General features: G+C 60.0%; 23 protein-coding genes. 11 read left to right on the top strand and 12 right to left on the bottom strand.

The genetic code is table 11. The annotated features are described in order from the left end of the window. Positions 1 to 34: 34 nt before the first annotated feature. The 3 genes from thrC to thrA all read right to left on the bottom strand — a co-directional run bounded on the left by thrC (position 35) and on the right by thrA (position 5,015). The gene (thrC, locus tag ACP7AJ_RS02270; RefSeq protein WP_426058560.1) at positions 35 to 1,333 is read right to left on the bottom strand and encodes a threonine synthase; all 1,299 of its coding nucleotides are present in this window, start codon (positions 1,331 to 1,333) and stop codon (positions 35 to 37) included. Positions 1,334 to 1,535: 202 nt separating this feature from the next. Further along, positions 1,536 to 2,468 (bottom strand): homoserine kinase, encoded by a 933-nt coding sequence (locus ACP7AJ_RS02265; protein WP_426058559.1) that lies wholly within the window; start codon positions 2,466 to 2,468, stop codon positions 1,536 to 1,538. Between the two features lie 102 nt (positions 2,469 to 2,570). Next, positions 2,571 to 5,015 (bottom strand): bifunctional aspartate kinase/homoserine dehydrogenase I, encoded by a 2,445-nt coding sequence (gene thrA, locus ACP7AJ_RS02260; protein WP_426058558.1) that lies wholly within the window; start codon positions 5,013 to 5,015, stop codon positions 2,571 to 2,573. Between the two features lie 340 nt (positions 5,016 to 5,355). Between thrA and prfA the strand changes: the two genes are divergently transcribed. Both prfA and ACP7AJ_RS02250 read left to right on the top strand, forming a co-directional pair. Then, entirely contained in the window at positions 5,356 to 6,429 is a 1,074-nt protein-coding gene (prfA, locus tag ACP7AJ_RS02255; protein ID WP_426058557.1) for a peptide chain release factor 1, read from the top strand. A gap of 287 nt (positions 6,430 to 6,716) precedes the next feature. Next, the gene (locus ACP7AJ_RS02250; protein WP_426058556.1) at positions 6,717 to 8,225 is read left to right on the top strand and encodes a hypothetical protein; all 1,509 of its coding nucleotides are present in this window, start codon (positions 6,717 to 6,719) and stop codon (positions 8,223 to 8,225) included. A gap of 45 nt (positions 8,226 to 8,270) precedes the next feature. Here ACP7AJ_RS02250 and ACP7AJ_RS02245 read toward each other — a convergent pair whose 3' ends face one another. Together ACP7AJ_RS02245 and gpmI are read right to left on the bottom strand one after the other, a co-directional pair. Beyond that, positions 8,271 to 8,882: a hypothetical protein gene (locus tag ACP7AJ_RS02245; RefSeq protein ID WP_426058555.1), complete on the bottom strand. Its 612-nt coding sequence runs from the start codon at positions 8,880 to 8,882 to the stop codon at positions 8,271 to 8,273. After that, a complete protein-coding gene (gene gpmI / locus ACP7AJ_RS02240) occupies positions 8,875 to 10,425 on the bottom strand; it encodes a 2,3-bisphosphoglycerate-independent phosphoglycerate mutase (RefSeq protein WP_426058554.1) in 1,551 nt (516 codons plus the stop codon). Before gpmI ends, ACP7AJ_RS02245 begins: the two co-directional genes overlap by 8 nt. A gap of 172 nt (positions 10,426 to 10,597) precedes the next feature. Here gpmI and ACP7AJ_RS02235 point away from each other — a divergent pair, with 172 nt between their 5' ends. The 6 genes from ACP7AJ_RS02235 (at position 10,598) to ACP7AJ_RS02210 (ending at position 14,609) form a co-directional block, all read left to right on the top strand. Continuing rightward, positions 10,598 to 10,999 (top strand): DUF4783 domain-containing protein, encoded by a 402-nt coding sequence (locus ACP7AJ_RS02235; protein ID WP_426058553.1) that lies wholly within the window; start codon positions 10,598 to 10,600, stop codon positions 10,997 to 10,999. Between the two features lie 223 nt (positions 11,000 to 11,222). Beyond that, positions 11,223 to 12,089 (top strand): carboxylating nicotinate-nucleotide diphosphorylase, encoded by an 867-nt coding sequence (gene nadC, locus ACP7AJ_RS02230; protein WP_426058552.1) that lies wholly within the window; start codon positions 11,223 to 11,225, stop codon positions 12,087 to 12,089. Positions 12,090 to 12,245: 156 nt separating this feature from the next. Then, positions 12,246 to 12,869: a hypothetical protein gene (locus tag ACP7AJ_RS02225; RefSeq protein ID WP_426058551.1), complete on the top strand. Its 624-nt coding sequence runs from the start codon at positions 12,246 to 12,248 to the stop codon at positions 12,867 to 12,869. Positions 12,870 to 12,919: 50 nt separating this feature from the next. Next, a complete protein-coding gene (locus ACP7AJ_RS02220; RefSeq protein ID WP_426058550.1) occupies positions 12,920 to 13,285 on the top strand; it encodes a hypothetical protein in 366 nt (121 codons plus the stop codon). A gap of 174 nt (positions 13,286 to 13,459) precedes the next feature. Further along, positions 13,460 to 14,209, top strand: coding sequence for a ZIP family metal transporter (locus ACP7AJ_RS02215; RefSeq protein ID WP_426058549.1), 750 nt, complete (start codon positions 13,460 to 13,462; stop codon positions 14,207 to 14,209). A gap of 127 nt (positions 14,210 to 14,336) precedes the next feature. Then, positions 14,337 to 14,609, top strand: coding sequence for a hypothetical protein (locus ACP7AJ_RS02210; protein ID WP_426058548.1), 273 nt, complete (start codon positions 14,337 to 14,339; stop codon positions 14,607 to 14,609). 93 nt (positions 14,610 to 14,702) lie between these two features. On the opposite strand, the gene ACP7AJ_RS02205 is transcribed toward ACP7AJ_RS02210, so the two are convergent. The 3 genes from ACP7AJ_RS02205 to ACP7AJ_RS02195 form a co-directional block, all read right to left on the bottom strand. Continuing rightward, on the bottom strand, positions 14,703 to 15,296 hold the full coding sequence (locus tag ACP7AJ_RS02205) for a hypothetical protein (protein WP_426058547.1): 594 nt from the start codon (positions 15,294 to 15,296) through the stop codon (positions 14,703 to 14,705). A gap of 440 nt (positions 15,297 to 15,736) precedes the next feature. After that, the gene (locus ACP7AJ_RS02200; protein WP_426058546.1) at positions 15,737 to 16,060 is read right to left on the bottom strand and encodes a hypothetical protein; all 324 of its coding nucleotides are present in this window, start codon (positions 16,058 to 16,060) and stop codon (positions 15,737 to 15,739) included. Positions 16,061 to 16,077: 17 nt separating this feature from the next. After that, positions 16,078 to 17,007, bottom strand: coding sequence for a DnaJ C-terminal domain-containing protein (locus ACP7AJ_RS02195; protein ID WP_426058545.1), 930 nt, complete (start codon positions 17,005 to 17,007; stop codon positions 16,078 to 16,080). A 478-nt stretch (positions 17,008 to 17,485) separates the two neighbouring features. Between ACP7AJ_RS02195 and ACP7AJ_RS02190 the strand changes: the two genes are divergently transcribed. Further along, entirely contained in the window at positions 17,486 to 18,007 is a 522-nt protein-coding gene (locus ACP7AJ_RS02190) for a DUF6799 domain-containing protein (protein ID WP_426058544.1), read from the top strand. 135 nt (positions 18,008 to 18,142) lie between these two features. Further along, a complete protein-coding gene (locus ACP7AJ_RS02185; protein WP_426058543.1) occupies positions 18,143 to 19,504 on the top strand; it encodes a lysophospholipid acyltransferase family protein in 1,362 nt (453 codons plus the stop codon). Positions 19,505 to 19,522: 18 nt separating this feature from the next. On the opposite strand, the gene ACP7AJ_RS02180 is transcribed toward ACP7AJ_RS02185, so the two are convergent. From ACP7AJ_RS02180 to ACP7AJ_RS02165, 4 genes are all read right to left on the bottom strand, one after another. Next, positions 19,523 to 20,977 (bottom strand): L-lactate permease, encoded by a 1,455-nt coding sequence (locus ACP7AJ_RS02180; protein WP_426058542.1) that lies wholly within the window; start codon positions 20,975 to 20,977, stop codon positions 19,523 to 19,525. Between the two features lie 283 nt (positions 20,978 to 21,260). Further along, a complete protein-coding gene (locus tag ACP7AJ_RS02175; RefSeq protein WP_426058541.1) occupies positions 21,261 to 22,253 on the bottom strand; it encodes a 2-hydroxyacid dehydrogenase in 993 nt (330 codons plus the stop codon). Positions 22,254 to 22,391: 138 nt separating this feature from the next. Then, complete coding sequence (gene chrA / locus ACP7AJ_RS02170) at positions 22,392 to 23,681, bottom strand: chromate efflux transporter (protein ID WP_426058540.1); 1,290 nt, start codon at positions 23,679 to 23,681, stop codon at positions 22,392 to 22,394. Positions 23,682 to 23,859: 178 nt separating this feature from the next. Further along, the gene (locus ACP7AJ_RS02165) at positions 23,860 to 24,837 is read right to left on the bottom strand and encodes an isopenicillin N synthase family dioxygenase (protein ID WP_426058539.1); all 978 of its coding nucleotides are present in this window, start codon (positions 24,835 to 24,837) and stop codon (positions 23,860 to 23,862) included. Between the two features lie 171 nt (positions 24,838 to 25,008). Here ACP7AJ_RS02165 and ACP7AJ_RS02160 point away from each other — a divergent pair, with 171 nt between their 5' ends. Next, a complete protein-coding gene (locus ACP7AJ_RS02160; protein ID WP_426058538.1) occupies positions 25,009 to 25,854 on the top strand; it encodes a hypothetical protein in 846 nt (281 codons plus the stop codon). The last annotated feature ends 43 nt before the right edge of the window (positions 25,855 to 25,897 follow it).

The raw sequence follows: 25,897 nt of genomic DNA, 5'->3' as shown, positions 1-25,897 counted from the left end.
GCAGTACTAACCTCAAACGTACAGCGGCCCGTTCCTATTTCATCAGGAAGGCTTTTAGCTGTTCGTAATCAACCGCCAAAGGCACACTTCGTTTCGGACGATTTTGCAGTTGCGCCACCGCCTCCGGCAACGGAATGGGCTTCCCGAGAATAGGCTCTACCACGTCGGGAAACTTAACCGGGTGAGCCGTGGCCAAAATTAGTCCTTTGGCAGCCGGGTGCTGGGCCTGGTAGCGGCGCAACGCCGTGTGGGCCACGGCAGCGTGAGGCTCCAGCAAGTACTCTTCAGCGGCCCACACCTCCCGGATGGCCGCCACGGTATCCTCATCAGTCACGGTAGCAGCGCTGAGGGTGGCCCGCAGCTTGGTTAGGTCGTTTTTGAAGAGTTCGAGAATGCGCACGAAGTTGCTGGGGTTGCCCACGTCCATGGCATTGGAGAAGGTAGGCACAGCCGGCCGCGGCAAGTAGTTGCCCGTGCGGAGGTACACCGGCACGGGGTCGTTGGCGTTGCAGGCAGCAATGAAGTGCCCCAGCGGCAACCCCGACGCCTGCGCCAGCAGCCCGGCGCACAGGTTGCCAAAATTGCCGCTCGGCACCGCTACCACCGGCGCGGGCGCCTCGGCGGGCCACTGCTGCCAGGCAAAGCAATAGTAAATCTGCTGCGGCAGCCAGCGCGCCACGTTGATGGAGTTGGCCGAGGTAAGGAAGCGCCGCTGCGCCAGTTCCCGGTCCTGAAACGCCTGTTTCACCATGGCCTGGCAGTCGTCGAAAGTGCCGCTCACTTCCAGAGCCGTAATGTTCTGACCCAGGGTGGTGAGCTGCTGCTCCTGCACCGGGCTCACCTTGCCCGAGGGGTATAGTATCACCACTTCCACGCCGGGCACCCCCAGAAATCCGCTGGCTACGGCTCCACCCGTATCACCGGAAGTAGCCACCAGCACCGTCACGGGCGGGGTGTCGCCCTGCTGGGCAAAGTGCCCCAGGCAGCGGCTCATAAACCGTGCCCCCACGTCCTTAAACGCCAGCGTAGGCCCGTGGAATAGCTCCAGCGCCGATATGCCTGCCGCCATTGGCACCAGCGGAAACTCAAAGTCCACGGCCTCGGCGCAGATGCGCTGCAAGTCGCTTTCCGGTATGGTAGTGCCCACGTAGGGCCGCATCACGTTCAGGGCCACAGTGGCCTTGCTCAGGCTGCGTAGCTCCCGCAGAAAGCCCGGCTGAAACCGGGGGATGGTTTCGGGAAAGTACAGGCCGCCGTCCGGTGCCTGGCCGGTAACGGTGGCAGCACGAAAATCAACCGGTGGCGACTGGTGACGGAGGCTGTAGTATTTCATTTAGGCAGTTACGGTGAGCAGTGAGCAGTGAGCAGTGAGCAGTGAGCAAAAGGAACGTCATGTTGAGCGTAGTCGAGACATCTCGCTCGGGGCACTAACCCAATCGTGCAACGAAACGAGCGAGATGTCTCGGCTGCGCTCGACATGACATTCTATCTCGTCATGACGTTCTATAAAAACTTGCAACGGGCTATTAAGCTTTTTATGCTTTCGAAACAACCTTCGCTCCTTCGGTAGCCACGGCCCCTATGTAGGTATTAAATTCAATCCCAAGTTCGGCAAAAACACTACCCATCGCCACGCCTACGGCTTGGGCAACGGCTTCTGTTTTATTCAGCATGAAAATAGATGGCCCCGAACCCGAAATGCCGCCCCCAATGGCGCCGGCTGCCAAGGCACGCTTCCGGGCTTCGACGAGCCCGGGAATGAGCGGCAGGCGCGCCGGCTCCACGATATAGTCATCCATCGAGCGGCCAATCAGGCCGTAGTCGGCCGTCAGGAAACCGGCTACGAGCCCGGCCACGTTGGCCCACTGCCGCACGGCCAGGGCCAGGGGCACAGCAGGCGGGAGCACCTTGCGTGAGTCGCTGGTTTTCACCTCAATCTGGGGGTGCACCACAGCCACCCACAGGGGCGGCGCCGGCAAAGCCAGGATATCAATGGCCGGCTCTAGGGCCCGTACCACGGTGAACCCGCCAAAAATGGCGGGCGCGATGTTGTCTGCGTGGCGGGCGCCGGAGGCCACCATCTCGCCGGCCATGGCAAAATCCACCAGCTGCATTTTGGTGAAACGGCTCCCCAGCAAGGCATTGGCGCCCACTACGGCCCCTACTGCACTGGCCGCGCTGCTGCCCACCCCGCTGCCCGGCTTGATGCCCTTGGTGATTTCAATCTCAAACCCCACTGGCTCCGCCACTTCGCGCAACAGCGCTTGCACCGCTACCCCTGCCACGTTACGGGCCGGGTCAGTGGTCAGGTTATACCCGTCGAGGTGCCGAATGCGCACCCCCAGCTCGGCAGTGCGGCGGATGCGGATGGTGTCGTAGGGAGCAGCCAGGGCCAGGCCAAATACATCAAAGCCGCAGCCCAGGTTAGAAAGTGTAGCGGGCGAGTGAACGAGAACGGAATCAGGCATAGTAGCGCGGACTTTCAGTCCGCGAGTAAACAAGGAAATCAATAAAGAATCGAACAAAAGCTGCTTATACGCGGACTAAAAGTCCCTCCGGATACGACCGCACTACAGCCGCGCGGCCCGCACTATATCGGCAAACACGCCCGAGGCCGTGACCTCGGCCCCGGCCCCGGCACCTTTCACCACCAGGGGCTGCTCCACGTACCGGTCGGTGTAGAACAGCACCACGTTGTCTTTGCCGCGCAGGTCATACAAATCGTGGCCGGGCGGGATTTGCTGCAGGCCCACGGCCGCGTGCCCATCGGCGTAGCGGGCCACAAACTTAAGGCGCGTGCCCGCCGCCGTGGCCGCATCGTACAGCGCGCGGAAGTGCGCTTCGTGTGCCGCCATTTGGGTATAGAACGCTTCTACGTCGCCTTCCAGGCAGGCGGGCGGCAGGAAGGTATCGATTTCAATGTCGCTCATTTCCATCACTTGGCCGGCTTCGCGGGCCAGAATCAGAATTTTGCGGGCCACGTCGCTGCCGCTCAGGTCGAGGCGTGGGTCGGGCTCAGTGTAACCTTCGGCCTGGGCCTGGCGCACCACGTCGGCAAAGGGGCGGCTGCCGTCGTAGTTGTTGAACACGAAGTTGAGCGTGCCCGAGAGCACGGCCTGCATGCGCCGCACCACGTCGCCGCTGCGCGTGAGGTCGTTCAGCGTGCCAATGACGGGCAGGCCGGCGCCCACGTTGGTTTCGAAGAGAAAGCTGGCGTTGAATTCCTTGGAAAGGTTTTTGAGGCGGGCGTAGCTGGCGTAGTCCGATGACGCGGCCACTTTGTTGCAGGCCACTACGGCAACGCTTTTTTCCAGCAAAGCAGAGTAGCACCGGGCAGCGGCCGGGTTGGCCGTCACGTCCACAAAAATGGAGTTGCGCAGGTTGCGCCCGATGATGAGCTGGGTGAACTCCTCCAAGCTTTGGGCGGGGGCCTCGGCCAGCTCTTCGGGCCAAGCCGTGAGGTCCAGGCCCTGCTCGTTCACCACGCAGTGGCGGCTGCTAGCAATGGCCACCACCCGCACCTGCAGGCCCATGTTTTCGAGCAGGTGGGCTTGTTGCTTGGCCAGCTGCTCCAGCAGCTTGCTGCCCACGTTGCCGGGCCCCAGAATGAACAGGTTCACCTGCTTGTAAGTCGCCTCAAAAAAGGCCTCGTGCAACACGTTGATGGCTTTGCGCACATCGGCGGCCCGAATTACCGTGGAAATATTCTTCTCGGAAGCCCCCTGCGCAATGGCCCGGATGTTCACGCCGTTCTGGCCCAGCGCCCCAAACAGCTTGCCGCTGATGCCGGGGTGGTCCTTCATGTTTTCGCCCACCAGCGCCACAATGGCCAGCCCGCGCTCGGGCCGCAGCGGTTCAATGCGGCCGGCCGCAATTTCGACGGCAAATTCCTCGTCTACTGCCACCTGGGCTGGCGCAGTGTCAGCCTCGTTTACGCCCACGCAAATCGAATGCTCCGACGAGCTTTGGGTGATGAGCACCACGTTAATCCGCTCCCGGGCCAGGGCGGCAAACAGTCGCATCGAAAACCCCGGAATGCCCACCATGCCACTGCCTTCCAGGTTGAGCAGCGTGAGGTTGCCGATGCTGGAGATGCCCTGCACGAAGGCCGCCGTGTGGGGCGGCTCTACTTCCACCAGGGTGCCGTAGTCGTCGGGGGCGAAGGTGTTTTTAATCCAGAGCGGAATGCCGCGCTTCATCACCGGTTGAATGGTGGGCGGGTACAGCACCTTGGCGCCAAAGTGCGACAGCTCCATGGCTTCCTGGTAGGAAATGCGCGCAATGGGCCGGGCGCCGCGCACCAGGCGCGGGTCGGCGGTCATCATCCCGCTCACGTCGGTCCAGATTTCAAGCTTGTCGGCGTGCAACGCCGCTGCCAGCAGCGCAGCGGTGTAGTCGGAGCCGCCACGGCCCAGCGTGGTGGTGGTGCCCTCGGCATCGGCGGCAATGAAGCCGGGCACTACCCAGACTTTTTGCTCCGTTTTAGCTTTCAAAAAAGCAACCTGACGCTCGGTAGCCGCCATGTTTACCTCGGCCATACCGAAGCGGGAATTGGTGCGAATGAGTTGCCGGGCATCCACCCATACGGCATCCAGGCCTTGGGCTTGAGCGGCGGCCGCTATCAGGCACGACGACAGCAGTTCGCCATAGCCCATAAGTTTATCGAGGGTGCGGGTCGATAACTCCCCCAAAGCAAAGATGCCATCGCAAAGCCGGCCCACTTCGGCAAAGTGTCTTCCAATCAATTCTACCCCAGCCTCCTGCTCACCATTTACCAGCATTTCCAAGGCAGCGGTGTGGTGCCGCTCGGCCAGTTGGGCCAGGGTATCGCGGTAGGAGCCGTCGGCTTGGGCAGCGGTGCGGCCCACGCTAATCAAGGTATCGGTGGTGCCACCCAGGGCCGATACTACCATTACGACTGGCCCTTGGGCCGCGGCGGCAGCTACGATGGCAATTGACTTCCGAATGTTTTCAGCGGAGGCCACCGACGTGCCTCCAAATTTCAATACTTGCATCACAGTTTCTGGTTGAGTTGGGGGTACCGCTTGGGTGGGAATGGCGAAACCAGAAGGAGAAGAGCAGCGCACGGCGAACCGAAACGCATAAAAAAAGCCGGTTGGCAAACCAGAAATCGGGGCAGCACGGCTTGTTAAGCCAGCTTCCGGCGTCGGTGTTGTGCAAACAGACAGGCGCAATGTAACGCCTACAGCCCTATTTCCCGCACCCATTTGGCCTTTTGTGCCCACCACTCCCCTGCTCCGAGCTTACAAGCCCACCCACTGCGAACCAACCATCTAAATAGCGGTGTTTAGATTCAGTACCTTTGTATGCTAAAGACTAAATACCGAACACCCGATGCTAGATAAACTAGAAGCCATCAGCCAGCGCTACAATAACGTGAACGAGGAGTTGATGCAGCCCGACGTTATGTCGGACTTGAAACGTTACAAGGCGCTCAACAAAGAGTACAAGGAGCTGGGCAAGATTGTGGCCGAGTACCGCAACTACCAGGGCGTGCTCAGCAACATTGAGAATGCCCGTCAGGTGATATCTACCGAGAAAGACGAAGACTTCCGCCAGATGGCCAAGGACGAGCTTGACGAGCTGCTGCCCGAGCAGGAACGCTTGGAAGACGTTATCAAAGACCTGCTGCTGCCCAAGGACCCGAACGACTCGAAAGACGTCATCATGGAAATCCGGGCGGGCGCGGGCGGCGACGAAGCGGCCATTTTTGCCGGCGACCTGCAGCGCATGTACATGCGCTTCGCCGAAAAGCAGAACTGGAAAATGGAGCTCATCGATGCCATGGAAGGCACTGCCGGCGGCTACAAGGAAATCATCGTGGCCGTGCGCGGCGAAGACGTATACGGCAAGCTCAAGTTTGAAAGCGGCGTGCACCGCGTGCAGCGCGTGCCGGCCACTGAAACCCAGGGCCGCATCCACACCAGCGTGGCATCCATTGTGGTGATTCCCGAAGTGGAGGAATTTGACGTGGAGCTGAACATGAGCGACATCCGCAAGGATTATTTCTGCTCCAGCGGCCCCGGCGGACAGTCCGTAAACACCACTTACTCGGCCGTGCGCCTCACCCACTTGCCCTCTGGCCTGGTGGCTCAATGCCAGGACCAGAAATCGCAGCTCAAAAATTTCGACAAGGCCCTGGCCGTGCTCCGCTCCCGCGTGTACGATATGGAGCTGGCCAAGAAAAACGAAGCCGACGGGCTCGTGCGAAAGAGCATGATAGGCGGCGGTGACCGCAGCGACAAAATCCGCACCTACAACTACCCGCAGGGCCGCGTGACCGACCACCGCATCGGCTACACCGTGTACAATCTGTCCAGCGTGATGGAAGGCAACATCGACGACTTTGTAGAGCAGCTCCGCATCGCGGAAAGCGCTGAGCGCCTGCAGGAGGGCGTGGCGAAGTAAAGTAAAACAGCCAACTCCCCTCCTTACCAAGGAGGGGACGCGGACGCGAAGCAAACGCTGGGGTGGTTGGGGCGTTGAACGGTTTCCGCGCATTGCACACTCTGGTTTCCCCTTCCGAGCATTCGAATACTTTCGGGCCCCATTGGTCGTTCACCTCTAAATTCAACGCCCACAACCACCCCAGCGTCCGCTTTGCGGCCGCGTCCCCTCCTTGGTAAGGAGGGGAGTTGACCGACTACTGTTCCTGCATGCGCTACCTCTGCCCATTACTTTTCGTTCTCAGCTGCTTGCTTACGCTCCTGCCCGGCTGCGAACCGAAGGAAAATCTGGTACAGACCAGCGGCAGCCTCGAATTCAGGTCGGAGTTCCGGACAGATACAGTGCTTTTCGACACTGTGTTTACCACCATTAAAACGGTGACGAAGCGGCTGTGGGTGTACAATCGTAACCGCGGCGCGGTGAAGACCGACATTAGCCTGGCCGGCGCGGCGGGCACGCCGTTTTCGGTGATTATCAACGGTGATGCCCGGCCTTCGGCCCAGGACGTGACCATTCGGGGCCGCGACAGCCTGCTGGTGCTGGTGCGGGCCGTGCTCGGCGACAACGGCCAGGCCACCACGGCCAAGCAGTTTCTCGTGACCGATGACCTGCGCTTCCGCACCAATGGCAACGAGCAGGTGGTGCGGCTGGTAGCCTACGGCCAGAACGCTTATTTCCACCGGGCCGATTTTATTAACACCGATACCACTTGGCCCACCGACAAGCCGCACGTCATTATCAACAGCAACTACGCCGCGGGTGGGCAAGTCTACCAAGTGGGCGTGGTAGTGGCCCAGAATGCGACGTTGCGCATTCCCAAAGGTGCCCGCATCTACCTGCATGCCGGGGCCTACCTGCAGGTAAACGGGACCTTGTTGGTAAACGACTTGACCGAGCCTGCGGCCTTTGTGCCTACCGATACGGTGAAGGCCAACAACGCCAATATTGTGCGTTTCCAAGGCGACCGACTGGAACCCTATTACGCCGAAGTACCCGGGCAGTGGGGCGGCATCGTGTTCACTGGAACCAGCAAGGATAACCGCATTCGCTACGCTGAAATCAAAAATGCCACATTTGGCGCGCTCCTGATTAGCCCCGACAACCCCACCGCGCGCCGCCCCGACCTGACAATGGAGAATAGTGTTGTCCGGAATATTTCCGGGTCCAATGTTTCCTTCGCCAACGCCAATGCTTCCTCGGGCGGCGGCATCATGAGCTTCTCGGGCACCGTGACGGCTACCAACTGCCTCTTCACCAACTGCGGGGAGTTTGCCGTGCTGGGCGTTGGCGGCGGGATTTACAACTTCAACTTTTGCACCTTCGCCAACTTCACCCCCTCCTTTCGGCGCGAAACGGCTTCGCTCACCTTCACCAACGAGGACGCCGTGAATCCCCAGGTTAAGCGCCCCCTCACCCTGAACCTGCGCAACTCCATTGTCTGGGGCTCGCTCGAAGACGAATTGTTCGTTAAGAACCATCCGGAGTATGCTGCGCTCAGCATCCGCAACTCCCTGCTGCGCACCAAGGAGTACGCCACCACGCCCGCCGTTATTGGGGCGGCTGGCGTAAACCTCATCAACACCGAGCCGCTTTTTAAGCGCACGTCGTTTACCAATCCGGACTATACCCTGCAGGACAACTCCCCAGCTACGGCGCCGCGGCGCCCGGCGGCCGGTACCGTTCCTCCCCGGGACTTGCGCAACCTGCTGCGCAAGATGAACACCCCCAGCCTGGGCGCCTACGAACACAACAAGTAGACGGACCCGGTAGCACAGCTTAAGTGGCTTGGCGCTGCTGTGAAGTTATTCTACTTGGCCGGCGGCGGCGTAATGCAGCGTATCGAACAGCACCAGCTTCTGGGTTCCAATTACTTCATAGCGGCTCAGCTTGCCATTCTGAAGCTCAAGGCGTAGCTGCTTCTGGGCTGAAAACAGCGCGTTGCTTTGCACAATAGTGGCCGCTATCTCTTGGGCCACGGGGCCTTGCTGAACTACGGTTAGGGTCGAAACGGGAGCGTTGGGCTGGCCGGGCAAGCGGGTGTAGGTCCGGCGCAGGAGTCCGCCGGGCAGCACCACCGAATCTACGGCGTAAGCACCGCGCAAGGCGGCTTTGTTGATGTCGGCCTGATAGAAAATCTGCAGCTCATCGGTCCATTTCACGGCGGGCACGCGCACGGTTTCGGTGGCGTTCCCGCGCAGGCTCACTTGCTTGGTGACGGCAGCTTGGCGTTGGGCCAGCTGCTCCACCTGCTGCGTCATCAGGCCTTTCACGTCGAAATAAAGTGGACGGCGGGCCGCCGGGGCGGCGGGGCTGGCGTCGCCGCAGCCCGCCAGCAGCACAGCTGCCGCCAGCCACGGCCACTGGGCCAGGCCCAAGCCCGCAATTCCCTTGTGGCCGACCACGCGCCTACGCATTCAGCATGGTGGAAGCAGCGGGGCGTAGCAGGCTCTGGCCAGTCATTTCCAGAGGCTGGGGCAGGCCCATCAGCTCCAGAATGGTGGGGGCCAGGTCGCCGAGCTTGCCATCGGCCAGGGTCCCCACGTAGTCGTTGTCGACCAGGATGCAGGGCACCAGGTTGGTGGTGTGCGCGGTGTTGGGCGAGCCATCAGCGTTGCGCATGAACTCGGCATTGCCGTGGTCGGCGATGATGATGCAGGCGTAGTTGGCCGACACCGCGGCTTGCACCACTGCGCGGGCGCAGGCATCGGTGGTTTCCACGGCCTTCACCACGGCTTCGAACACGCCGGTGTGGCCCACCATGTCGGGGTTGGCAAAATTGAGCACCACAAAGTCGGCAGCCCGAGCTTGCAACTGCGGCACCAATGCCTCCACCAAGTCGGCGGCACTCATTTCGGGCTTTAGGTCGTAAGTAGCTACTTTGGGCGAGGGACACATGATGCGCGTTTCCCCCTCAAAAGCATTCTCGCGGCCGCCCGAGAAGAAGAACGTCACGTGCGGGTACTTCTCGGTTTCGGCAATGCGAATCTGGGTTTTGCCGTGGGCGGCCAGCACCTCGCCCAAGGTGTTGTTAAGGTTGTCGGTTTCGAACACCGGGGTCACCCCCACAAACGAGTCGTCGTAGTTGGTCAGGGTCAGGTAGTGCAGATTCAGGCGCGACATCTGGAAGGCGTGCATGTCCTGCTGGGTGAGCACCTCCGTGATTTCGCGGCCCCGGTCGGTGCGGAAGTTAAAGCACAGTACCACGTCGCCCTCCTGAATGGTGGCCAGGGGCTGGCCGTCGGCGCCAATCTTTACGATGGACTTCAGGAATTCGTCGGTCACGTCCTCCCGGTACTGTTCCTGGATGGTTTGAATCAGGTTTTGCGAGCGGGTGCCAACGCCGTGCACCAGCAGGTCGTAGGCCACTTTCACCCGTTCCCAGCGGCGGTCGCGGTCCATGGCGTAGTAGCGGCCCACTACCGAGGCAATGCGCGCGCCGCTGCGCTCCAGCGACTGCTCCAGCTCGTTCACGTAGCGCACGCCGCTCTTGGGGTCGGTGTCGCGGCCATCGGTGAAGGCGTGCACAAACACGCGGCGCACGCCGGCTTCGTGAGCAATGGTGCACAAGGCCTTCACGTGGTCGATGTGCGAGTGCACGCCGCCGTCCGAAAGCAGCCCGATGAGGTGCAGCGGCTTGTCGTTGGCAATGGCGTACTCAAACGCCTTCACCAGCGCGGGCATCTGCCCCAGCTTGCGCTCGCGAATAGACTTGCCAATGCGCACCAATTCCTGATTCACCACGCGGCCGGCCCCAATGTTCATGTGGCCTACTTCGGAGTTGCCCATCTGCCCGTCGGGCAGCCCAACTGCTTCGCCCGAAGCCTGCAGTCGGCTGTGCGGAAAACGCTGCAACAGCTCGTGGTAAAAAGGCGTATTAGCCGCGTCTACTGCCGACACCGTTGTATTCTGAGGAATGCCCCACCCGTCCAGAATCACCAACAAAACCTGTTTATTCATGCCGCAAAGATACGGCGGACCTGTCCATGGGTTGGAATTATCTACCTTCGCGACGCCTTTAACTCCTATATCTTTCGGTTAAAATCTACTGAATAGAAAAAAAGCGGGTCTTACTTCCTGGCACTATTTTAGCTCTAACCCCGACGCGGATGACGCACTTATATCTCAAATAATGAAAAGCTATTTCTTTAGGACGCTATTTTTTAGTTGGCTATTCCTGTCCGGCACGGTAGTGGCCAACGCCCAGGCCGATGACCTTGGTGCCGTTCGCTCGGCCCTGCGCAGCGGCTCCTCACGGGAGCTGTCGCAATACCTGGCTCCCACCGTTGAAGTTGGCTTCGACGGCGACAAAAAGAGCTACAACGCCACGCAGGCCGAGATTGTTGTGAAAGACTTCTTCGCCAAGAATACGCCCAGCAGCTTCGAGTTCATTCACCAAGGCAAAAGCCAGGAAGGCATTCAGTACGCCATTGGCCGCTACACGGGCCGCAACGGCGTGTACCGGGTATTTGTGAAGCTCAAGCCTTCTAAAGGAGATCCGCAGATTGACACGCTGGACTTTACGAAAGAATAATTTCGAATCGGATTTTGGAAAGCCCCGGCTCGCAAGGCCGGGGCTTTTTTTGTGCCCTTGGTCATGAGCAGACTCAGCATGACAGGCGAAGCGGTAGAGAGGTCTCGACAAGCGGATGCCAGACGAAGTATGACGGGCCATGGGCCTCGGCCCAACGTATCTGGTTTAGATAAGGATTACGGTACGGTTTTATTCGCAGAGGCAGGGGCCGTACCTTTGTCCTGTGCAAACTCCCACCCCTTCCTATCTTACCCCCAAAGCGCTGACCACCTTTATCCGCACGGCCCTGGCCGAGGATGTGGGCGACGGCGACCATTCGGCCCTGTCCTCCATTCCCGCCGATGCCCGCAACCGGGCTCACCTGCTGGTGAAGGGCGAAGGCATTCTGGCCGGCGTAGCGCTGGCTCCGCTCATTTTCAAGGAGGTTGACCCGGCGCTGACCATGAACGTGCTGCTAACTGACGGTACGCCGGTGCGGCACGGCGACATCGCCTTCACCGTAGAAGGCCCGGCCCGCAGCATCCTCACCGCCGAGCGCTTGGTGCTCAACTGCATGCAGCGCATGAGTGGCATTGCCACCTACACCGCCCAACTCAACACGCTGCTGGCCGGCACCAAGGCCAAACTGCTCGACACCCGCAAGACCACGCCCAATTTCCGCATCTGCGAGAAGTGGGCCGTGCTCATCGGAGGCGGCGTCAATCATCGCTACGGGCTGTTCGACATGATAATTCTGAAGGACAACCACGTGGACTATGCCGGGGGCGTGGCCCAGGCCATCGCCGCCAGCCAAGCTTACCTGGCCAGCACCGGCCGGCAGCTACCCATTGAAATCGAAACCCGCTCCCTCGACGAGGTGCAGCAGGCGCTGGATGCCGGCGGCATTAACCGCATCATGCTCGACAACATGGACACCAACCTGTTGCGCGAGGCCGTGGCCCTCGTCGACGGCCGCTACCCCACCGAAGCCAGCGGCGGCATCACCGAGCAAACCATTGCCCGGGTAGCCAGCACCGGCGTCGACTATATTTCAGTAGGGGCTCTCACTCATTCGGTGAAGAGCTTGGACTTGAGCTTGAAAGCGTACTAAAAATCTAATGCAAGCATGCGTTTAATGTGAAAATGTGAGAATGCATCGGCCTAACCGCTTTGACTGTTTTAGCACTTGGCCGTGCTGTTTTTATCTCTCATACTTTTCCATTTTTCACATTCAGCACATTCCCACATTTTACACATCTGAATTAACGTGAACCAACCCAACCAACGGGGCGGAGGCGGCGGCTTCCGCCAGGCCCAGCAGGCTTCGCCGCTGGCTATTCGCACCAAGAAGACGCAGTTTGACACCAATACCTACACCCGTCTGGCCATGGCCGAGGTATGGAAAAAGGACTGGGTGTACGCCTTGATTCCATTTGCGCTGGGCTTGCTGCCGGCCATTTTCGTGCATTCGTGGTGGTGGCTGGTGCTGGCGGTAGTACTCACGGTGCTGTTTGTGCTGTTCCGCTCGGCCCAGATAACTGGCGTGACCCAAATGGAGCAAAGCAAGCCCCTGTTTGAGCGCATGAACTTTGAGATGGACCAGAAGCAGCTGTTGATGCGCGCGGGCCCCGAAAAAGCTATGCAACTGACCTGGGACATGATTGGCCGCGCCCGCCGCGACTCCGACGCGTACCTGCTTTACCTGAAGCCCGGCACCCCGCCCGAGGGCCTGGCGCCTTGGCGCATGTGGCTGGCCCGCACCTTCGATGTGCCAGTGTTTTTACATTTGCCCCTGCGCATCTTCAACTCGCCCAACGACCTGAAGCTGTTCGAAGCCCTGCTGCGACGCAAAAACCTTTTGCCCACCGAAGCCGGCGCCACAACCGTATAAGCTTGCGCGCCGTTTTTGTCTGAACTACAACCCCTGCTAATTTTTTTCTGATGAAATTGACCCACACCTTGTTGCTGGCCCTGGCCACTGCTTCTCTGGCCCTGTCGTCCTGCAGCAGCGAGCCTTCCGACTGGCGGCCCGACGACAAAGTATCGCTGGACATGATTGCGCCTGGCACCCGTGTCTCCGACAACTTCGACCAAAACACCGAGTACGCCCCCAACCAAGCCAAAGGCGGCGCCATCACCAAGCCCATTAGCTCGGCGGCCGACCTGGACCAGCGTCCGGCTCCGAAAGCTGAGTCGGCCATTTCGGCGAACGCCGAGGAAGGCCAGCGCAAGCGTGGCAAAATGAACGACGCCGGCAAGTCGACCCAGGCCGACACGGCGGCCAGCGGCCACCAGATACAGCGCTAAGTCGCTGGCATTGCCGTAATACTCGTTTGAGTGGCAGCTTTGCCCGCCGGTCGGCGGTCGCAAAGCTGCCGCTGCTTTTGAATGGGGAATGAGGGATGAAGCAAGAGGAATCTGCCGTTGTGGCTGGCTCCTGCGCCTTTCATTCCCCATTCCTCATTGCTCATTTCTTCCTGCATGGGGTTTGCTATTTTTCTGCTGCTGCTGACGGTGCTGGGGGCGGGTGCCGCGGCGGCTTGGGTGCCGGTGGCGCGGGGCAGCCAATGGCTAAAGCCGCTGCTGGCTTTCAGCGGGGCGTACCTGTTCACGCTCACGGTCACCCATATTCTGCCCGAGGCGCTGCAAATGCTGCCCGCTCACCCCGAGCGGGTGGGCTACTGGGTGCTGGCCGGCTTTTTTGGGCAACTGCTGCTGGAAGTTCTCTCACAGGGGGTGGAGCACGGACACGTGCACCACGAAGCGGCCCACAGTCCCCACGATGCCGGCAGTAGGGTGCCGTTTTTACTACTGGCGGCGCTGGTGGTGCATTCCTTTCTGGAAGGCAGCATCCTAGTGCACGCGCCGGAAGTGGGACAAATGAGCCAGAATTTCTACGCTATTGTGGTGGGCGTGGCGCTGCACCACGTACCGGCGGCTTTTGCGCTGGCTACGCTGCTGCGGCTGCGGCTGGGCAGCTTTCGGCGGGTGTGGCTGTGGCTACTGGTGTTTGCCCTGGCTTCGCCGATGGGCATCGTGTTCAGCAACTACGTGGTGCTGTCGAAGCTGTTGAGCGGCGGACTGTATGCGGCCCTGCTGGGCTTGGTGGCGGGCAATTTCTTGCACGTTTCTACCACCATCCTCTTCGAAACCAGCCCCGAGCACCGGCTCAACTGGCCCAAGCTGGGCGCTACACTGGGCGGACTGATGCTGGCCCTGGCGGTAGCGTGAGGAGCTTAACAGGTGGGGTTGAGGATTAATATTCAGCACAGAATCATTGTTGCTTTACATGTTTTAGAGGGTCGTATGCCGCCTACAAATGGCTTAAATCCCATTCAAACCACCGTATTCTTGAACTATGGTATACGCCGATCTGACTTCTTTCTTCGAGATGGAAGTGTCCAGCGCGTTAGCCAAACAGAAGTTGCTCGGGGAGATTGGCGTGGCCCAAGCAGAAAAGCAGCCGGCGTTTGAGGCGGAATACAACGTGTATCGGCTGATTATCCGCTACCCCGAGGGCGCTGTCGAACTCTGGGACACCATGATGCACGACGACCCATACCAAGTGCCTTGTACCCTGACGCTGGCAGGCTTTCTGGCCGCCCTACAGGCCCACTCGCCGCCACGGTAACAGCAACAGCAAGGCGCAAGGGTGCCACTACAGCATAGCACCCACCTGCCAAGCAAATTGACCCTTTTCTTAAACTGTGGTTAGCGGCGGTGCCTAGTAGAATCCCGGATTCCGGATGACGGGCGCTTTCTTCAGCGTGATGTGATAGGGCTTGATACGGGCGGGGTCGAATGGCACCCTCGCCGCCAGGCGGCGCTCGTCGTGGCGCGGGTTGTGGTAGTTCAGGACGATGGTGTGCACGGTTCCCAGGCGGCATTTGGGGAGCAGCAACCTGAAGTAACCGCGGGCGTCGGTTGTGTCCCGAAGGCTTCCCATCCGCACCCACACCCCTTCCGTGCGCGCGCCCCACCGATTGCGCACCACCCCTTCCACGAGCAACAAACTGTCGGCGTCCATCGCCGGAGCCAGTGCCTGGGTGTTCGACTCCTGCCCCTGCGCGCGCGCCTTCAGGCCGAATACCGGCCCAAGCAGCAGCACCGCCGCCCCAGCCCACCGCCGCCATCCGCTCACGGGCGTTACGGCCGCACGCAACGGCCGTCCCACCTGGTCTTCCCGAAACCGACCGCACCGGCTGCCGGGGGTGGTGTGGCGCACAAAGGCCACCACTTCCTCGTCGCTCATGCTGGTGAAGTCGACGACTTGCGTGTGGCAGGCGGCGCAGAGCCGGCCCATCTCGGTGGGCGTCATGGCCTCCCAGCTTTCGTGGCAAGGCGCGGGCTGGTGGATTATAAGCGGAATCATGAACTGCTTTTGACTGAACAAAATAACGCTCCTTTCAGTGAACGGCAGGCATCAGTTCGACACTAGGTGGCAAATGGCCCCTGTAGCGCAGGCTGAGTTTAAGAAACCCGTCTACGATTCAAAGTTTACGAAATGCTCCATATGAATGAGTTTCGTAAACTTCGAATTGAAACCTTGCCCTCTTCGAAGTGCCAAAATGCTCTTAACAGGGGGGAAGCCCAAAAACCACCATTATTCCGATAGCGGGAGTGTAATGCACCTTATGCTGAAAATTTATCGCGCAAGGCTTTCTCAGCATATTGTTCATTCTGTTACTGGTTCGCTCCGCAGGTGTTCAAGCAGCCGAATTGAAGTGTAACCAACCCTTATGCCCTCTGTTCAGCTGTTCACGCTTCTTCCAGCGGCCCGGCGCCGCGCAAGAAATTTTCCAGTTGCCGGGCGCGTGCCTTTTCGTACTCCAGCGTGGCTTGCAAGCGCACCAGTTGCTGGCGCATAGCCAAGATGATGTCCAGCGCCTCCGGCGCCAAGCCCAGTTCGTGGTGCAAGCGGGCCAGGCGGGGCAGGTCGTCGGGCTCGTCGATGATGACGGCATCGGGCACTGGGGCCGGGCGCAGCAAGCCAGCTTGCAGGAAGTCGTGCAACTCGGCGGCACTCAAGCCAAATTGGGCTGAGCACTCCTGATAGGTGAGGGTAAGAATATGCGTTTCCATGGCATCGAAACAATAAGTTATTCTTCGGGGCGGAGCGCGGCCAATTGCTGAATCAGCTCTTTTTCCTGGGCAGTCAGGTTTTGGGGCAGCGTCAGGGTAAGCCGCAGGTAGAGGTCGCCGAACTGTCCGGCCTTCTTGTACACGGGGAAACCTTTGCCGCGCAGGCGCAGGCGGGTGCCGTTCTGGGTTTCGGGCTTTAACTTGATTTTGACGGGGCCACTAAGCGTTTCCACGGTTTGCTCGCCGCCCAGCAGGGCCTTATAAATACTCACGGGCACGTCCTGGGTGAGGTCGTCGCCGGTGCGGGCGTAGCGGGCGTCGGGCTGAATGCGAAAGGTGATGAGCAGGGAGCCGCTGGGACCGCCGTTGCGGCCGGGGCTGCCCTGGTCGCGCAGCCGGATGGTTTGCCCATCGGCCACGCCGGGCTGAATGTTAAGGCGCAGGTTTTTACCGTTCACCGTGATGGTGCGCAGGCCGCCGTGGTAGGCTTCCTCCAGGGTTAGCTCCAGCTCGGCTTGGAAGTCGGCACCGGCACCGGGGCGGTTGCCACCGGCGCGCCGCCCTCCCATGTTGCCGAAGAGGGAGCCGAAAAAATCGGAAAAGTCCTCCCCTGCCTCAAACTGGCCGCCTTCACCAAATCCCCCGCCCTGGCTGTACTGGCCCCAGTCGAAGCCCCCGCCGGGCTGGCCAGGGCGGCCGGCACCTTGCGGCTGCTGCTGGTAGCGCTGCCAGTCGGCTCCAAACTGGTCGTACTTCTTCCGCTTCTCGGGGTCGCTGAGCACCTCATGTGCCTCGTTCAGTTCTTTAAATTTTTGCTCGGCACCCTTGTCGTTCGGGTTCACATCGGGGTGATGCTGGCGGGCCAGCTTGCGGTACGCCTTCTTGATTTGCTCGGGCGTGGCCGTTTTCTCGACCCCCAATACTTTATAATAGTCTTTGTAATCCACGGAGTTGAAGGGTTAGTTAATCCATTAAGCGGCAACCCACTGGCCAGCGCCTGACCCAGGCAATTCGGCACGCATTCCACGCATGGGGTTTACTAATAGAACCGGGTTCCAAAGAAGCTGGCCTAGGCTTCCTGGCCAGGGCTTCTTTCACAAAAGGGCGTTAGCTCAGCCGTTATCTTTTCCCATAGCGGTGGCAGCGAAAATTGTTGGACGGGGCCGGGGCCGAATCCAAGTTACTTCTCAGCCAGGTTATAAGGTGCGGAATGCGGCGTTAACACCCAAATTTTGGCGTTTCTGATTGAACGAAAGACACACTGAAAAGTTAAGGGTGTGGGCGTTGCAAAAAACTGGCCCCGATTTTGCAAAGCCCACCGCATTAACGCAGTGTTAATTAATGCACTTAAAGCGATAACTTGCGCTGTCATTAAGACTTACTATAATTCTTACCTCAGTTACTTTAATCTACTCCCTATTCCCCATGACTTCTCGATTCGCTTTTAACCTCATTTTGATGGTAGCGCTCCTGACCGGCGCTGTAGCTCAAGCTCAGACCCGGGTACCCGCACGCCGCCCCGGCGCCGTAGCCCCAAGGCCGCGAATGGCAGCGAATGGCGTTGGGTTGAAAGACGGCCTGACTATGCAAAATGGCCGGGTGGTACTCACCGAGCTGGGCATTACCAACCCCCTCACAGCTGACAAGAAGCTGGTGAACGGCACCACGATTACCACCACCGGCCTCGTGACCGCCACCGACGGCACCACTACCCAAATGACCGAAGGCGACCAAGTGTCGCTCACCGGCCGCGTTACCTCCCGCCGGTCAATTGTGGAAGCCGACAGCTTGCTCAAAATCAAAACTTTTGACCTTAAGTATCCCGGCAAGCGCAAGAAGATGGAAGAGGAAGCCGCTCGCAAAGCCAAAGCCAAGGAAAAGATTGCTGAGGAGAAGGCTAAAGCCGCTGAGAAGCGTACCAAAGCACGCGAGAAATCCAAGCGCTAGCACCCTACTTGCAGTTGCAACCGCGTATTAACCGCCGCCATGCCCCCGGGCTGGCGGCGTTTTTTTTGCTGCGAAAGGCGAGCGCCGCAGGACCGGTGCTGCCCTTACCTTCGCTGCCCCAATTTCTTCCGGCCCATGCTCTTTTACACCCTCATTAAGCCCGTGATGCAGGTGGCCCTGCGGGTATTTTTTCGGTGCATTGAGGTTCGGCACCGCGACTGGCTGGCCCTGCCGGGGCCGCTGCTGTTTGCCGGCAACCACCCCAACACCCTGATGGACCCGCTGCTGGTGGGCATTCACAGCCGCCAGCCCGTAGCGTTTTTGGCCAAAAGCACATTCTTCAACAACCCCATCACGCGAGCCATTCTCGAGTCGGGCAACTCCATCCCCATTTACCGGCGCCAGGATGCGGAGGGTAGGGACAACACCCCCCAGCAGCTCGGGGCCCAGAACGAGGCCAGCTTCGGGCGCTGCTACGATTACCTGGGCCAGGGCGGCACCATCATGATTTTTCCGGAGGGGACCAGCGTGAGCGAACGCCGGCTGCGGCCGCTCAAAACCGGCGCAGCCCGCATTGCGCTAGGGGCCGAAGCCCGGCACCAGTTCAGGCTGGGGCTGCGGGTGGTGCCCATTGCCATTAACTACTTCGACCCCACGCGCTTCCGTTCCGACGTGCTCTTGAACGTAGCCCCGCCCATTGTGGTAGCCGACTATGCCGACCTCTACGCCCTCGACCCCGAAGCGGCGGCCGACCAGCTCACCGAAACCATTCGCGAAGCGCTGGAGCGCCGCTTGGTCATCACGCGTGACGCCGCCGAAGACGACTTCGTGCAGCAGATAGAGCGAACCTTTGGTGACCACCTCAATCCCAACGACGACCCGGACACACTCTACGACAACTTCCAGCTGAGCCAAACCCTGCTGCAAGCCCTGGCTTGGTTTGAGCAATACGCCCCCGCCCGGCTGGTGGCCATGCGCCAGCAGCTGCAAGCCTACCGCGCCACCCTGAGCCAACACCACCTGACCGACGAAGCGTTGGAAGGCCAGCGGCGCGGCGCCATTGCTGGGTTGCTCAACCTAGTGTTGGGGTTTCCCGTGTGGGCGTATGGGTTGCTCAACAATTACCTGCCCTACACGCTGCCCGCTAGGGTGGCCCGGCGCGCCACCAAGGAAGTAGAGTTTGTGGCCCCCATCATGCTGGTGGTGGGCATGATAACCTTTCCGCTGGCCTATGCCCTGCAAGCCGCCGCGGTGCACCACTGGCTCACGCACGACTGGCGCCTGACGGCCCTCTATGTGCTCAGCCTGCCCCTCACCGGCTTCTATGCCCTGAGCTACTGGAAGACCCTGGCCACCCGCCTGGAGCGGCTGCGCGCGCTACGCCTTTTCCGACGCGCGCCGGCCGTGGGCGCCGAGCTGCTGAAGCAGCGGGCAGCTTTGGTAGCTCAGCTGCAGGAAGCTCGGGTTTCCTATCTGGCCAGAACCCTGCCGCGCTAGTAACTAGCTCCGGATTCTCTATTGCAATACAGCGAGCAGGCCAGTGCCCAGCAGCCCGGCTAGCAAAGCCGCTAGCAACGTAGGCATGAGATTGTGAGCTAACACAGCCTTGTAGTTTTTGATGTTGGCAACGGAGGCAGCGGCAATGATATTGAATAGGCAAACGGCATTACCCAGCGAGGCCCCGACCAGCTGCAGGGCCAGTACTACGTTAGAGCTGATGCCGAGCGAGACAGCGGCTTGCTGTTGCGAGGCCCCAAATACGAGGTTGGAAATAGTAGTGCTGCCAGTTATGAAGGTCCCCATTATCCCGATGAGTGGTGCAAAAACCGGGTACAGTTGACCCAGATGGCTGAGAAGCTCCGCGATGTAGCGCACCATTGACGGCTGCGTGCCCCCCGAATAAATCATAAGCTGCGCAATTAGCACCGAGGGAAACAGCACCACAAACACGTTGCCCATCTTACCAAGCGGTTCCCTGAGGGGCAGCGACGGAAGTTTACAAACCAACGCCACGCCCAGGCCCACCGCCACAAACGGCAGAAAAGGCGACTGCAGCGGCTTGATGCCTCCCCGAATGCCCGACCCAAACAGGTTCTCGAAGGCCAGTTCCCAGTCCAGGAACTGCCGCAGTGGTGGCAGCAGCTTGGGCAGGAGCAGGAGCACGGCCAGCACGGCATAAGGCAGCCAGGGGCGGAGGTCGAGCTTGACGCCGCGGGGCTTGAAGTACAGCACCGACAGGCCCAGCATGCACAGCGCACCGAACACCGTAGCCAGCTCAGGTGCCAGCCAGGCCAGCCCACAGAAGGGCAGCATCAGGAAGGCATAAAGCAGCAGCACCAGCCGCCGGTTGGCCAGCGGCCCCTGCTCCTGGCCCACCAGCCGAAACACCAGCGCCAGCACCAGCAACCCCACTCCGCTCATGAGCAAGGCCGCTGTGAGGCCAATGGTATTGACATCGGCTGCCGCCAGGCCCAACGGCGCTTGCAAGCCAATGAGGATGGGCGTGCCCACGGCCCCAAAGAGCGCAAACAGTCCGTCGAACAGCAACACCACTGACACCGACAGGACGGCCTCAAACCCCAGCGCTATCAGGATGAGCGGCACAATGGCCCCGGGGGTACCAAAACCCGCCACGCCCTCAAAGAAGGCCGTGAGGCCAATAGCCAACAGAAAAAACCGCAGCTCTTTGGACGGATGCAGCTTATCGAGCGAATGCGTAAGCTGCTCAATCAGCCCGGTGTGCTGCATCACGGTGTAGAGAAAAACCGCCCCCAGCACCGTCAGCAGAATGTTGAAAGTGGTGAGCAAGGACACCACCACGGCCCCCAGGTAATGGCCGCCTCCCGCGCCCCAATAGAAGAACAGGGCGGAGGTCACCACGCTGCTCACGAGCACCGCCGGCTTCACGCCCTTGGTCAAGGAAACCGCGACCAGCAGCAGAATAGGCAACAGCGCGAACAGGTAAATCATGCGGACATCGTCAGGGGAAGGAAATAAATGGCCAGGCTGGAGCGAGGTGATGTATTGCTGTTCCTGTACAGAGCATTGATGCACTGGTTTCAGCACATTAGCCGATGCATCAACTTTAGAGTCTATCCTAAAAAGCTGCCTATGAAAAAAGCCGGTCATGCTGAGCTTGCCGAAGCATCTCTATCGCAATACGAAACTTTATTAGCTGCGCGGTAGAGATGCTTCGGCAAGCTCAGCATGACGTGCGATTTAACTTTTCTTTAGGCTCATAGCACACCGTGCCTTACGCCTGCACGGCATTGGCCAACTCCTTCTTCTCCGCGAAATCGGTGATGTTTTGCAGGGTAATCTGGGCGATGTTGTGCATGGCATCGGCCGTAAAGAAGGCTTGGTGCCCGGTGATGAGCACGTTGTTAAAGGAAAGCAGCCGCATAAACACGTCGTCCTGAATAACCTTGTTGGAATAGTCTTCGAAGAAAAGGTCGCCTTCCTCTTCGTACACGTCCAAGCCCAGGTATTTAATCTTCTCGCTTTTGAGGCCCTTGATTACGGCCTTGGTGTCGATGATAGCGCCGCGGCTGGTGTTAATCAGCATCACCCCGTCTTTCATCTTGGCAACGGCAGCGTTGTCAATCAGGTGATGGGTTTCCGGCGTAAGCGGGCAGTGCAGCGAGATAATATCGGACTGGGCATAAAGGCCATCGAGGTCGGCAAACTCCACGCCTATCTCTTCTGCTTCGGGGCTGTTTTGGATGTCGAAGCCGAGCACGCGGCACCCGAAGCCCTTCAGAATGCGGGCCGTTACCAGACCAATGGTGCCCAACCCAATAAGGCCCACCGTGCGGCCGTGCAGATCGAAGCCCAGCAGGCCGGTGAGGGCGAAGTTTCCCTCGCGCACCCGGTTGTAGGCCCGGTGCGTTTTGCGGTTCAGGGTTAGAATAAGGGCCAGGGTGTGCTCAGCCACGGCGTAGGGCGAGTAGGCGGGCACCCGCACCACCTGCAGGCCCAAGGCGGCAGCGGCCGGCAAGTCCACGTTGTTGTAGCCGGCGCAGCGCAGGGCCAGCAGCTGTACTCCGGCCTCAGCTAGTTGCTCAAGCACCTCCGCATCAACCCGGTCGTTCACGAACACGCACACGGCCTGCGCACCCTTGGCCAGCACGGCGGTTTGGGCATTCAGCGGCACGGCCAGAAAGCGTAGCTCATGGCCGTATTGCTCGTTGACCTCCGTGAAGGACTGCTGGTCGTATTGCTTGGAGTTGAAAAAGGTGACGGTCATGACAGAATGCGTTTGTCGGGTGCGAAAGTCGCAGCGGTTGATGGAATTACTCGCAAAGGTCAGCCAACGCCCGGGCGCAGCCCATGACCTTCGTCACGAAAAAACCTGATTCTTGCGAAAGCACTCGCCTGCCTTGCCCTACCGCAGCAGCACCCCCGCCAGCAGTGCCGCCCCCACAATGAACACCGACGGTACCTTTTCCGTGAGCAGCACCAGGAACGTAGTGCCTACCAGCAACGGGTTGAGGGGCAGGGTATCGATTGGCCCCAGGTGAAACGGCAGGCTCAGCTCCCTATCGGGCAGGGGATGGTAGAGCAGAAACGTGGCCGCGCACACCAGCCCAGCACTCACGGCGTTGATGCCTTCCAGCGACGCTTGCACCACGCGGTATTGCCGCAGCCGGTCCCAGAAGCGAATGACAAAGAATATGAGGAACGTACCAGGCAAAAAGATGCCGGCTGTGCCGACCAGCGCCCCCACTACCTGCATGCCGGGCCCACCGGCTGGCCGCATGGCCAGCGCCCCGATGTAGGCGGCTATCGAAAAATTGGGGCCTGGCATGGCCTGCACCAGCCCCAGCCCCGATAAGAACTCGGGCGCCGTGAGGTAGTGCTTGAACTTCACAAACTCGGCAAAGAGCAGCGGCGCCAGCACTTGCCCGCCCCCAAACACCAGCGAGCCGTTGCGGTAGAAATTCTCGAACAGCCGCACCGGCAGCAGCCGGGTGTAGTGGCCCAGCACCGCCGCCCCCAATAGGATGCCCAGCCACAGAAAGAAGTTGGCCCACTCCACCTGCAGTGGCTTTTTCTCCTGAATGATGGCGTGCTTGCGGTAGCGCACCGTGGTCACGGCGCCGCCGGCCAGCAGCAGCAGCGGCAGCATCCAGGGCAGCTGGAAGAAGTAGGCCATCATGGCCGAGGCCACCATCAAACCAACGGCTGTTTTGGTATGGATAACTTTTTCCGCAATGCGGTAAGCCGAGAACGCCACGAAGCCCACGGCCACCGGCTGCACAAACTGCACCAGCGCCCCCACGCGCACCGGGTCGAGGTGGCTCAGGGTGAGCGCCGCCACCGTCATCAGCGTGACAGAAGGCGTCATCCACACCAGCAGTGTGAGGTAGGCCAGGTTGGGCCCACCCAGCCGGAATCCGATAACCGTGATGGTTTGCGTGGAGGTGGGGCCCGGCAGCAGGGCGCACAGGGCCTGGAGCTCCAGCAGCTCGGCTGTGCTGATGTAGCGGCGCTTGTCCACGAGCAGCCGGAACATCATGGCCAGGTGCGCCTGCGGCCCACCGAAGGCCGTAAAGGCCAGGGCCGCTACGTCTTTCAGAAAAATGATGCCCCGCACCCGCCGCGTACGCTTGCCGGAGCGCCGGGGAGGTGGCGCCAGCGAAACCGGAGTCGAGGACGAGGAAAGGGGCTGCACAAGAAGAGAGGTTGCCTGCACCCGAAGGTAAGACAAACGGCTAAGTCCAAGGCAACGGCTTCCTGCGCTTTTGAAGCAACTGTGGGCATTCCCGCCACGTTCGCCTCGACCGTAGACCCGTAAAAAAAGCGGCCCGTCTGTTACGACGGGCCGCTTTTTTTACTTGGTAGCGCAGGGCTTACTTTTTCTTCAGCCCCAGCTCTATGAGGCGCTCGTTCAGGAATTCGCCGGCGGTAATGTCGGCTTCCTTCTTGGGGTTGTCCTCGGTCACGCAGTGCTCCAAAGCCGCCAGGCTCATTTCAGAGCGCGGGTGCATGAAGAACGGAATGCTGTAGCGCGAGGTGTTCATCTTCTCGCGGGCCGGGTTCACCACGCGGTGAATGGTCGACTTGAGCACGCCGTTGGTCAGGCGTTGCAGCATGTCGCCCACGTTCACCACAATCTGGTCGGGCAGGGCCGTGATGGGAATCCAGTTGTCGTCGCGGCGCTTCACTTGCAGGCCATCGGCGCTGGCACCCATCAGCAGGGTAATCAGGTTGATGTCGCCGTGTTCGGCGGCGCGCACGGCATCGGCGGGCACCTCGTCGGGGTTTTCGATGGGGAAATAGTGAATCGGACGCAGGATGCTATTGCCATGCTTCACCTTGTCGTCGAAGTAAGTCTCGGGCAAGTGCAAATACAGAGCAATAGCGCGCAACACATCTTGGCCGGCGCTCTCCAGGGTGCGGTAGGCCGTGAAAGTGCTTTGCTTAAAACCAGGCACTTCTTCGGGCCAGATGTTGGCGGGGTATTCGTTCTTGATAGGGTCGGTATCGTCTTCCACTTCTTGGCCCACGTGGTAGAATTCCTTCAGGTCGCCGGTATTGCGGCCCTTGGCGTGCTCCTTGCCCTTGCTGATGTAGCCACGCTGACCGGCCAGTTCGGGGTTTTCGTAGCGCTGCTTGGCTTGGTCGGGCAGCTGGAAAAACGCCTGTACATCGGCGTACAGCTGCTTGGTTTGCTCGTCGTTGAGGCCGTGGTTTTTCAGGGCTACAAAGCCAATGTTTTGGTAAGCCTCGCCAAGCTGCTGCACGAAACGGGCTTTGCGCTCAGGGTCCCCGGAACGAAAATCGGCCAGGTCGAGCGAGGGAATTTGGTCAAGAAGTTGGTCTTGCATGGAAAATTTAGGTTTACTTTGAGGCAAATAAGCCCCACGGTGAACAACGCCGCAAGTTAAGCAAAACCCGGCACCAGGTCCTCTCCGCAAGCATCGCATTTTTGTGGGTAATGTTACATACGCTATTTGCATTTCTTTAACTACCAACAAACATTTTTGAGCTCTGTTTTCATGAAACGTTCCACCTGGCTGCTGTGCAGCACCACTCTTACCCTGGCACTGCTGGCTAGCTGCGAAACAAGCCGGCCGGCCACTGATGTAAGTTCTTCAGCCGGTGGCGTCAACGCTGCCAGCGCTCCCAGTTCCAACGCCGAGAGCATGGAGTCGAACGGCATTCGCCTGACGCCTTTCACCGACTCGCCCCGCTTCCCCGAAGCTCAGATGCAGCTCCGGGCTCCCATGGCCAACTCCACCGTGCCCAGCGGTGAGGTTCCTTTCAGCTACCAAATCACCAACTTTCAACTCACCAAGATGAGCGGTGGTCCGCACATGGCCCAAATGGCGAATTCGGCCAAGGGCCAGCACATCCACAACATTGTGGACAACGAGCCCTACACGGCTCACTACGAAACCAGCTTCCGCAAGCCCTTGGCCGACGGGCAGCACGCCGTGCTGTCGTTCCTGTCGCGCTCCTACCACGAGAGCCTGAAGCACCGCGGCGCCTACGACCTGCGCATCATCAACGTGGGCTCCGCTACGCCAACTGGCGCGCCCATCATTGACGTAAAAGCGCCTAACCTGTTCTATAGCCGCCCGAAAGACACGTATGCCGGCGCCGATGCGCGCCGCGTTATGCTGGATTTCTACCTCGTCAACACTACCCTGGAACCCGGTGGAAACCGCGTACGTGCTACCATCAACGGCAACGAATTCATGATTGAACGCTGGGTGCCCTATCAGATGGAAGGCCTGCCCGCCGGTGAAAACACCGTGAAGCTGGAGCTAATTGACGGCAGCGGCAACCTGCTGCCCGGCGCGTTCAACTCGGTAACCCGCACGTTCACAGTGACCCCGTAATCCCGATTTTCAAAAGCTCAGCGCGTCATGCTGAGCAAAGCCG

The organism is Hymenobacter sp. B1770 (genome assembly GCF_049896385.1).
Lineage (GTDB): Bacteria > Bacteroidota > Bacteroidia > Cytophagales > Hymenobacteraceae > Hymenobacter.
This window is presented reverse-complemented; position numbering and strand designations above follow the sequence as displayed.

Coding starts and splice junctions, on each gene's coding strand:
- thrC (WP_426058560.1), bottom strand. CDS start 1,333: ATGAAATACTACAGCCTCCGTCACCAGTCGCCACCGGTTGATTTTCGT.
- ACP7AJ_RS02265 (WP_426058559.1), bottom strand. CDS start 2,468: ATGCCTGATTCCGTTCTCGTTCACTCGCCCGCTACACTTTCTAACCTG.
- thrA (WP_426058558.1), bottom strand. CDS start 5,015: ATGCAAGTATTGAAATTTGGAGGCACGTCGGTGGCCTCCGCTGAAAAC.
- prfA (WP_426058557.1), top strand. CDS start 5,356: ATGCTAGATAAACTAGAAGCCATCAGCCAGCGCTACAATAACGTGAAC.
- ACP7AJ_RS02245 (WP_426058555.1), bottom strand. CDS start 8,882: ATGCGTAGGCGCGTGGTCGGCCACAAGGGAATTGCGGGCTTGGGCCTG.
- gpmI (WP_426058554.1), bottom strand. CDS start 10,425: ATGAATAAACAGGTTTTGTTGGTGATTCTGGACGGGTGGGGCATTCCT.
- ACP7AJ_RS02235 (WP_426058553.1), top strand. CDS start 10,598: ATGAAAAGCTATTTCTTTAGGACGCTATTTTTTAGTTGGCTATTCCTG.
- ACP7AJ_RS02220 (WP_426058550.1), top strand. CDS start 12,920: ATGAAATTGACCCACACCTTGTTGCTGGCCCTGGCCACTGCTTCTCTG.
- ACP7AJ_RS02215 (WP_426058549.1), top strand. CDS start 13,460: ATGGGGTTTGCTATTTTTCTGCTGCTGCTGACGGTGCTGGGGGCGGGT.
- ACP7AJ_RS02210 (WP_426058548.1), top strand. CDS start 14,337: ATGGTATACGCCGATCTGACTTCTTTCTTCGAGATGGAAGTGTCCAGC.
- ACP7AJ_RS02205 (WP_426058547.1), bottom strand. CDS start 15,296: ATGACGCCCACCGAGATGGGCCGGCTCTGCGCCGCCTGCCACACGCAA.
- ACP7AJ_RS02200 (WP_426058546.1), bottom strand. CDS start 16,060: ATGGAAACGCATATTCTTACCCTCACCTATCAGGAGTGCTCAGCCCAA.
- ACP7AJ_RS02190 (WP_426058544.1), top strand. CDS start 17,486: ATGACTTCTCGATTCGCTTTTAACCTCATTTTGATGGTAGCGCTCCTG.
- ACP7AJ_RS02185 (WP_426058543.1), top strand. CDS start 18,143: ATGCTCTTTTACACCCTCATTAAGCCCGTGATGCAGGTGGCCCTGCGG.
- ACP7AJ_RS02180 (WP_426058542.1), bottom strand. CDS start 20,977: ATGATTTACCTGTTCGCGCTGTTGCCTATTCTGCTGCTGGTCGCGGTT.
- ACP7AJ_RS02175 (WP_426058541.1), bottom strand. CDS start 22,253: ATGACCGTCACCTTTTTCAACTCCAAGCAATACGACCAGCAGTCCTTC.
- ACP7AJ_RS02165 (WP_426058539.1), bottom strand. CDS start 24,837: ATGCAAGACCAACTTCTTGACCAAATTCCCTCGCTCGACCTGGCCGAT.
- ACP7AJ_RS02160 (WP_426058538.1), top strand. CDS start 25,009: ATGAAACGTTCCACCTGGCTGCTGTGCAGCACCACTCTTACCCTGGCA.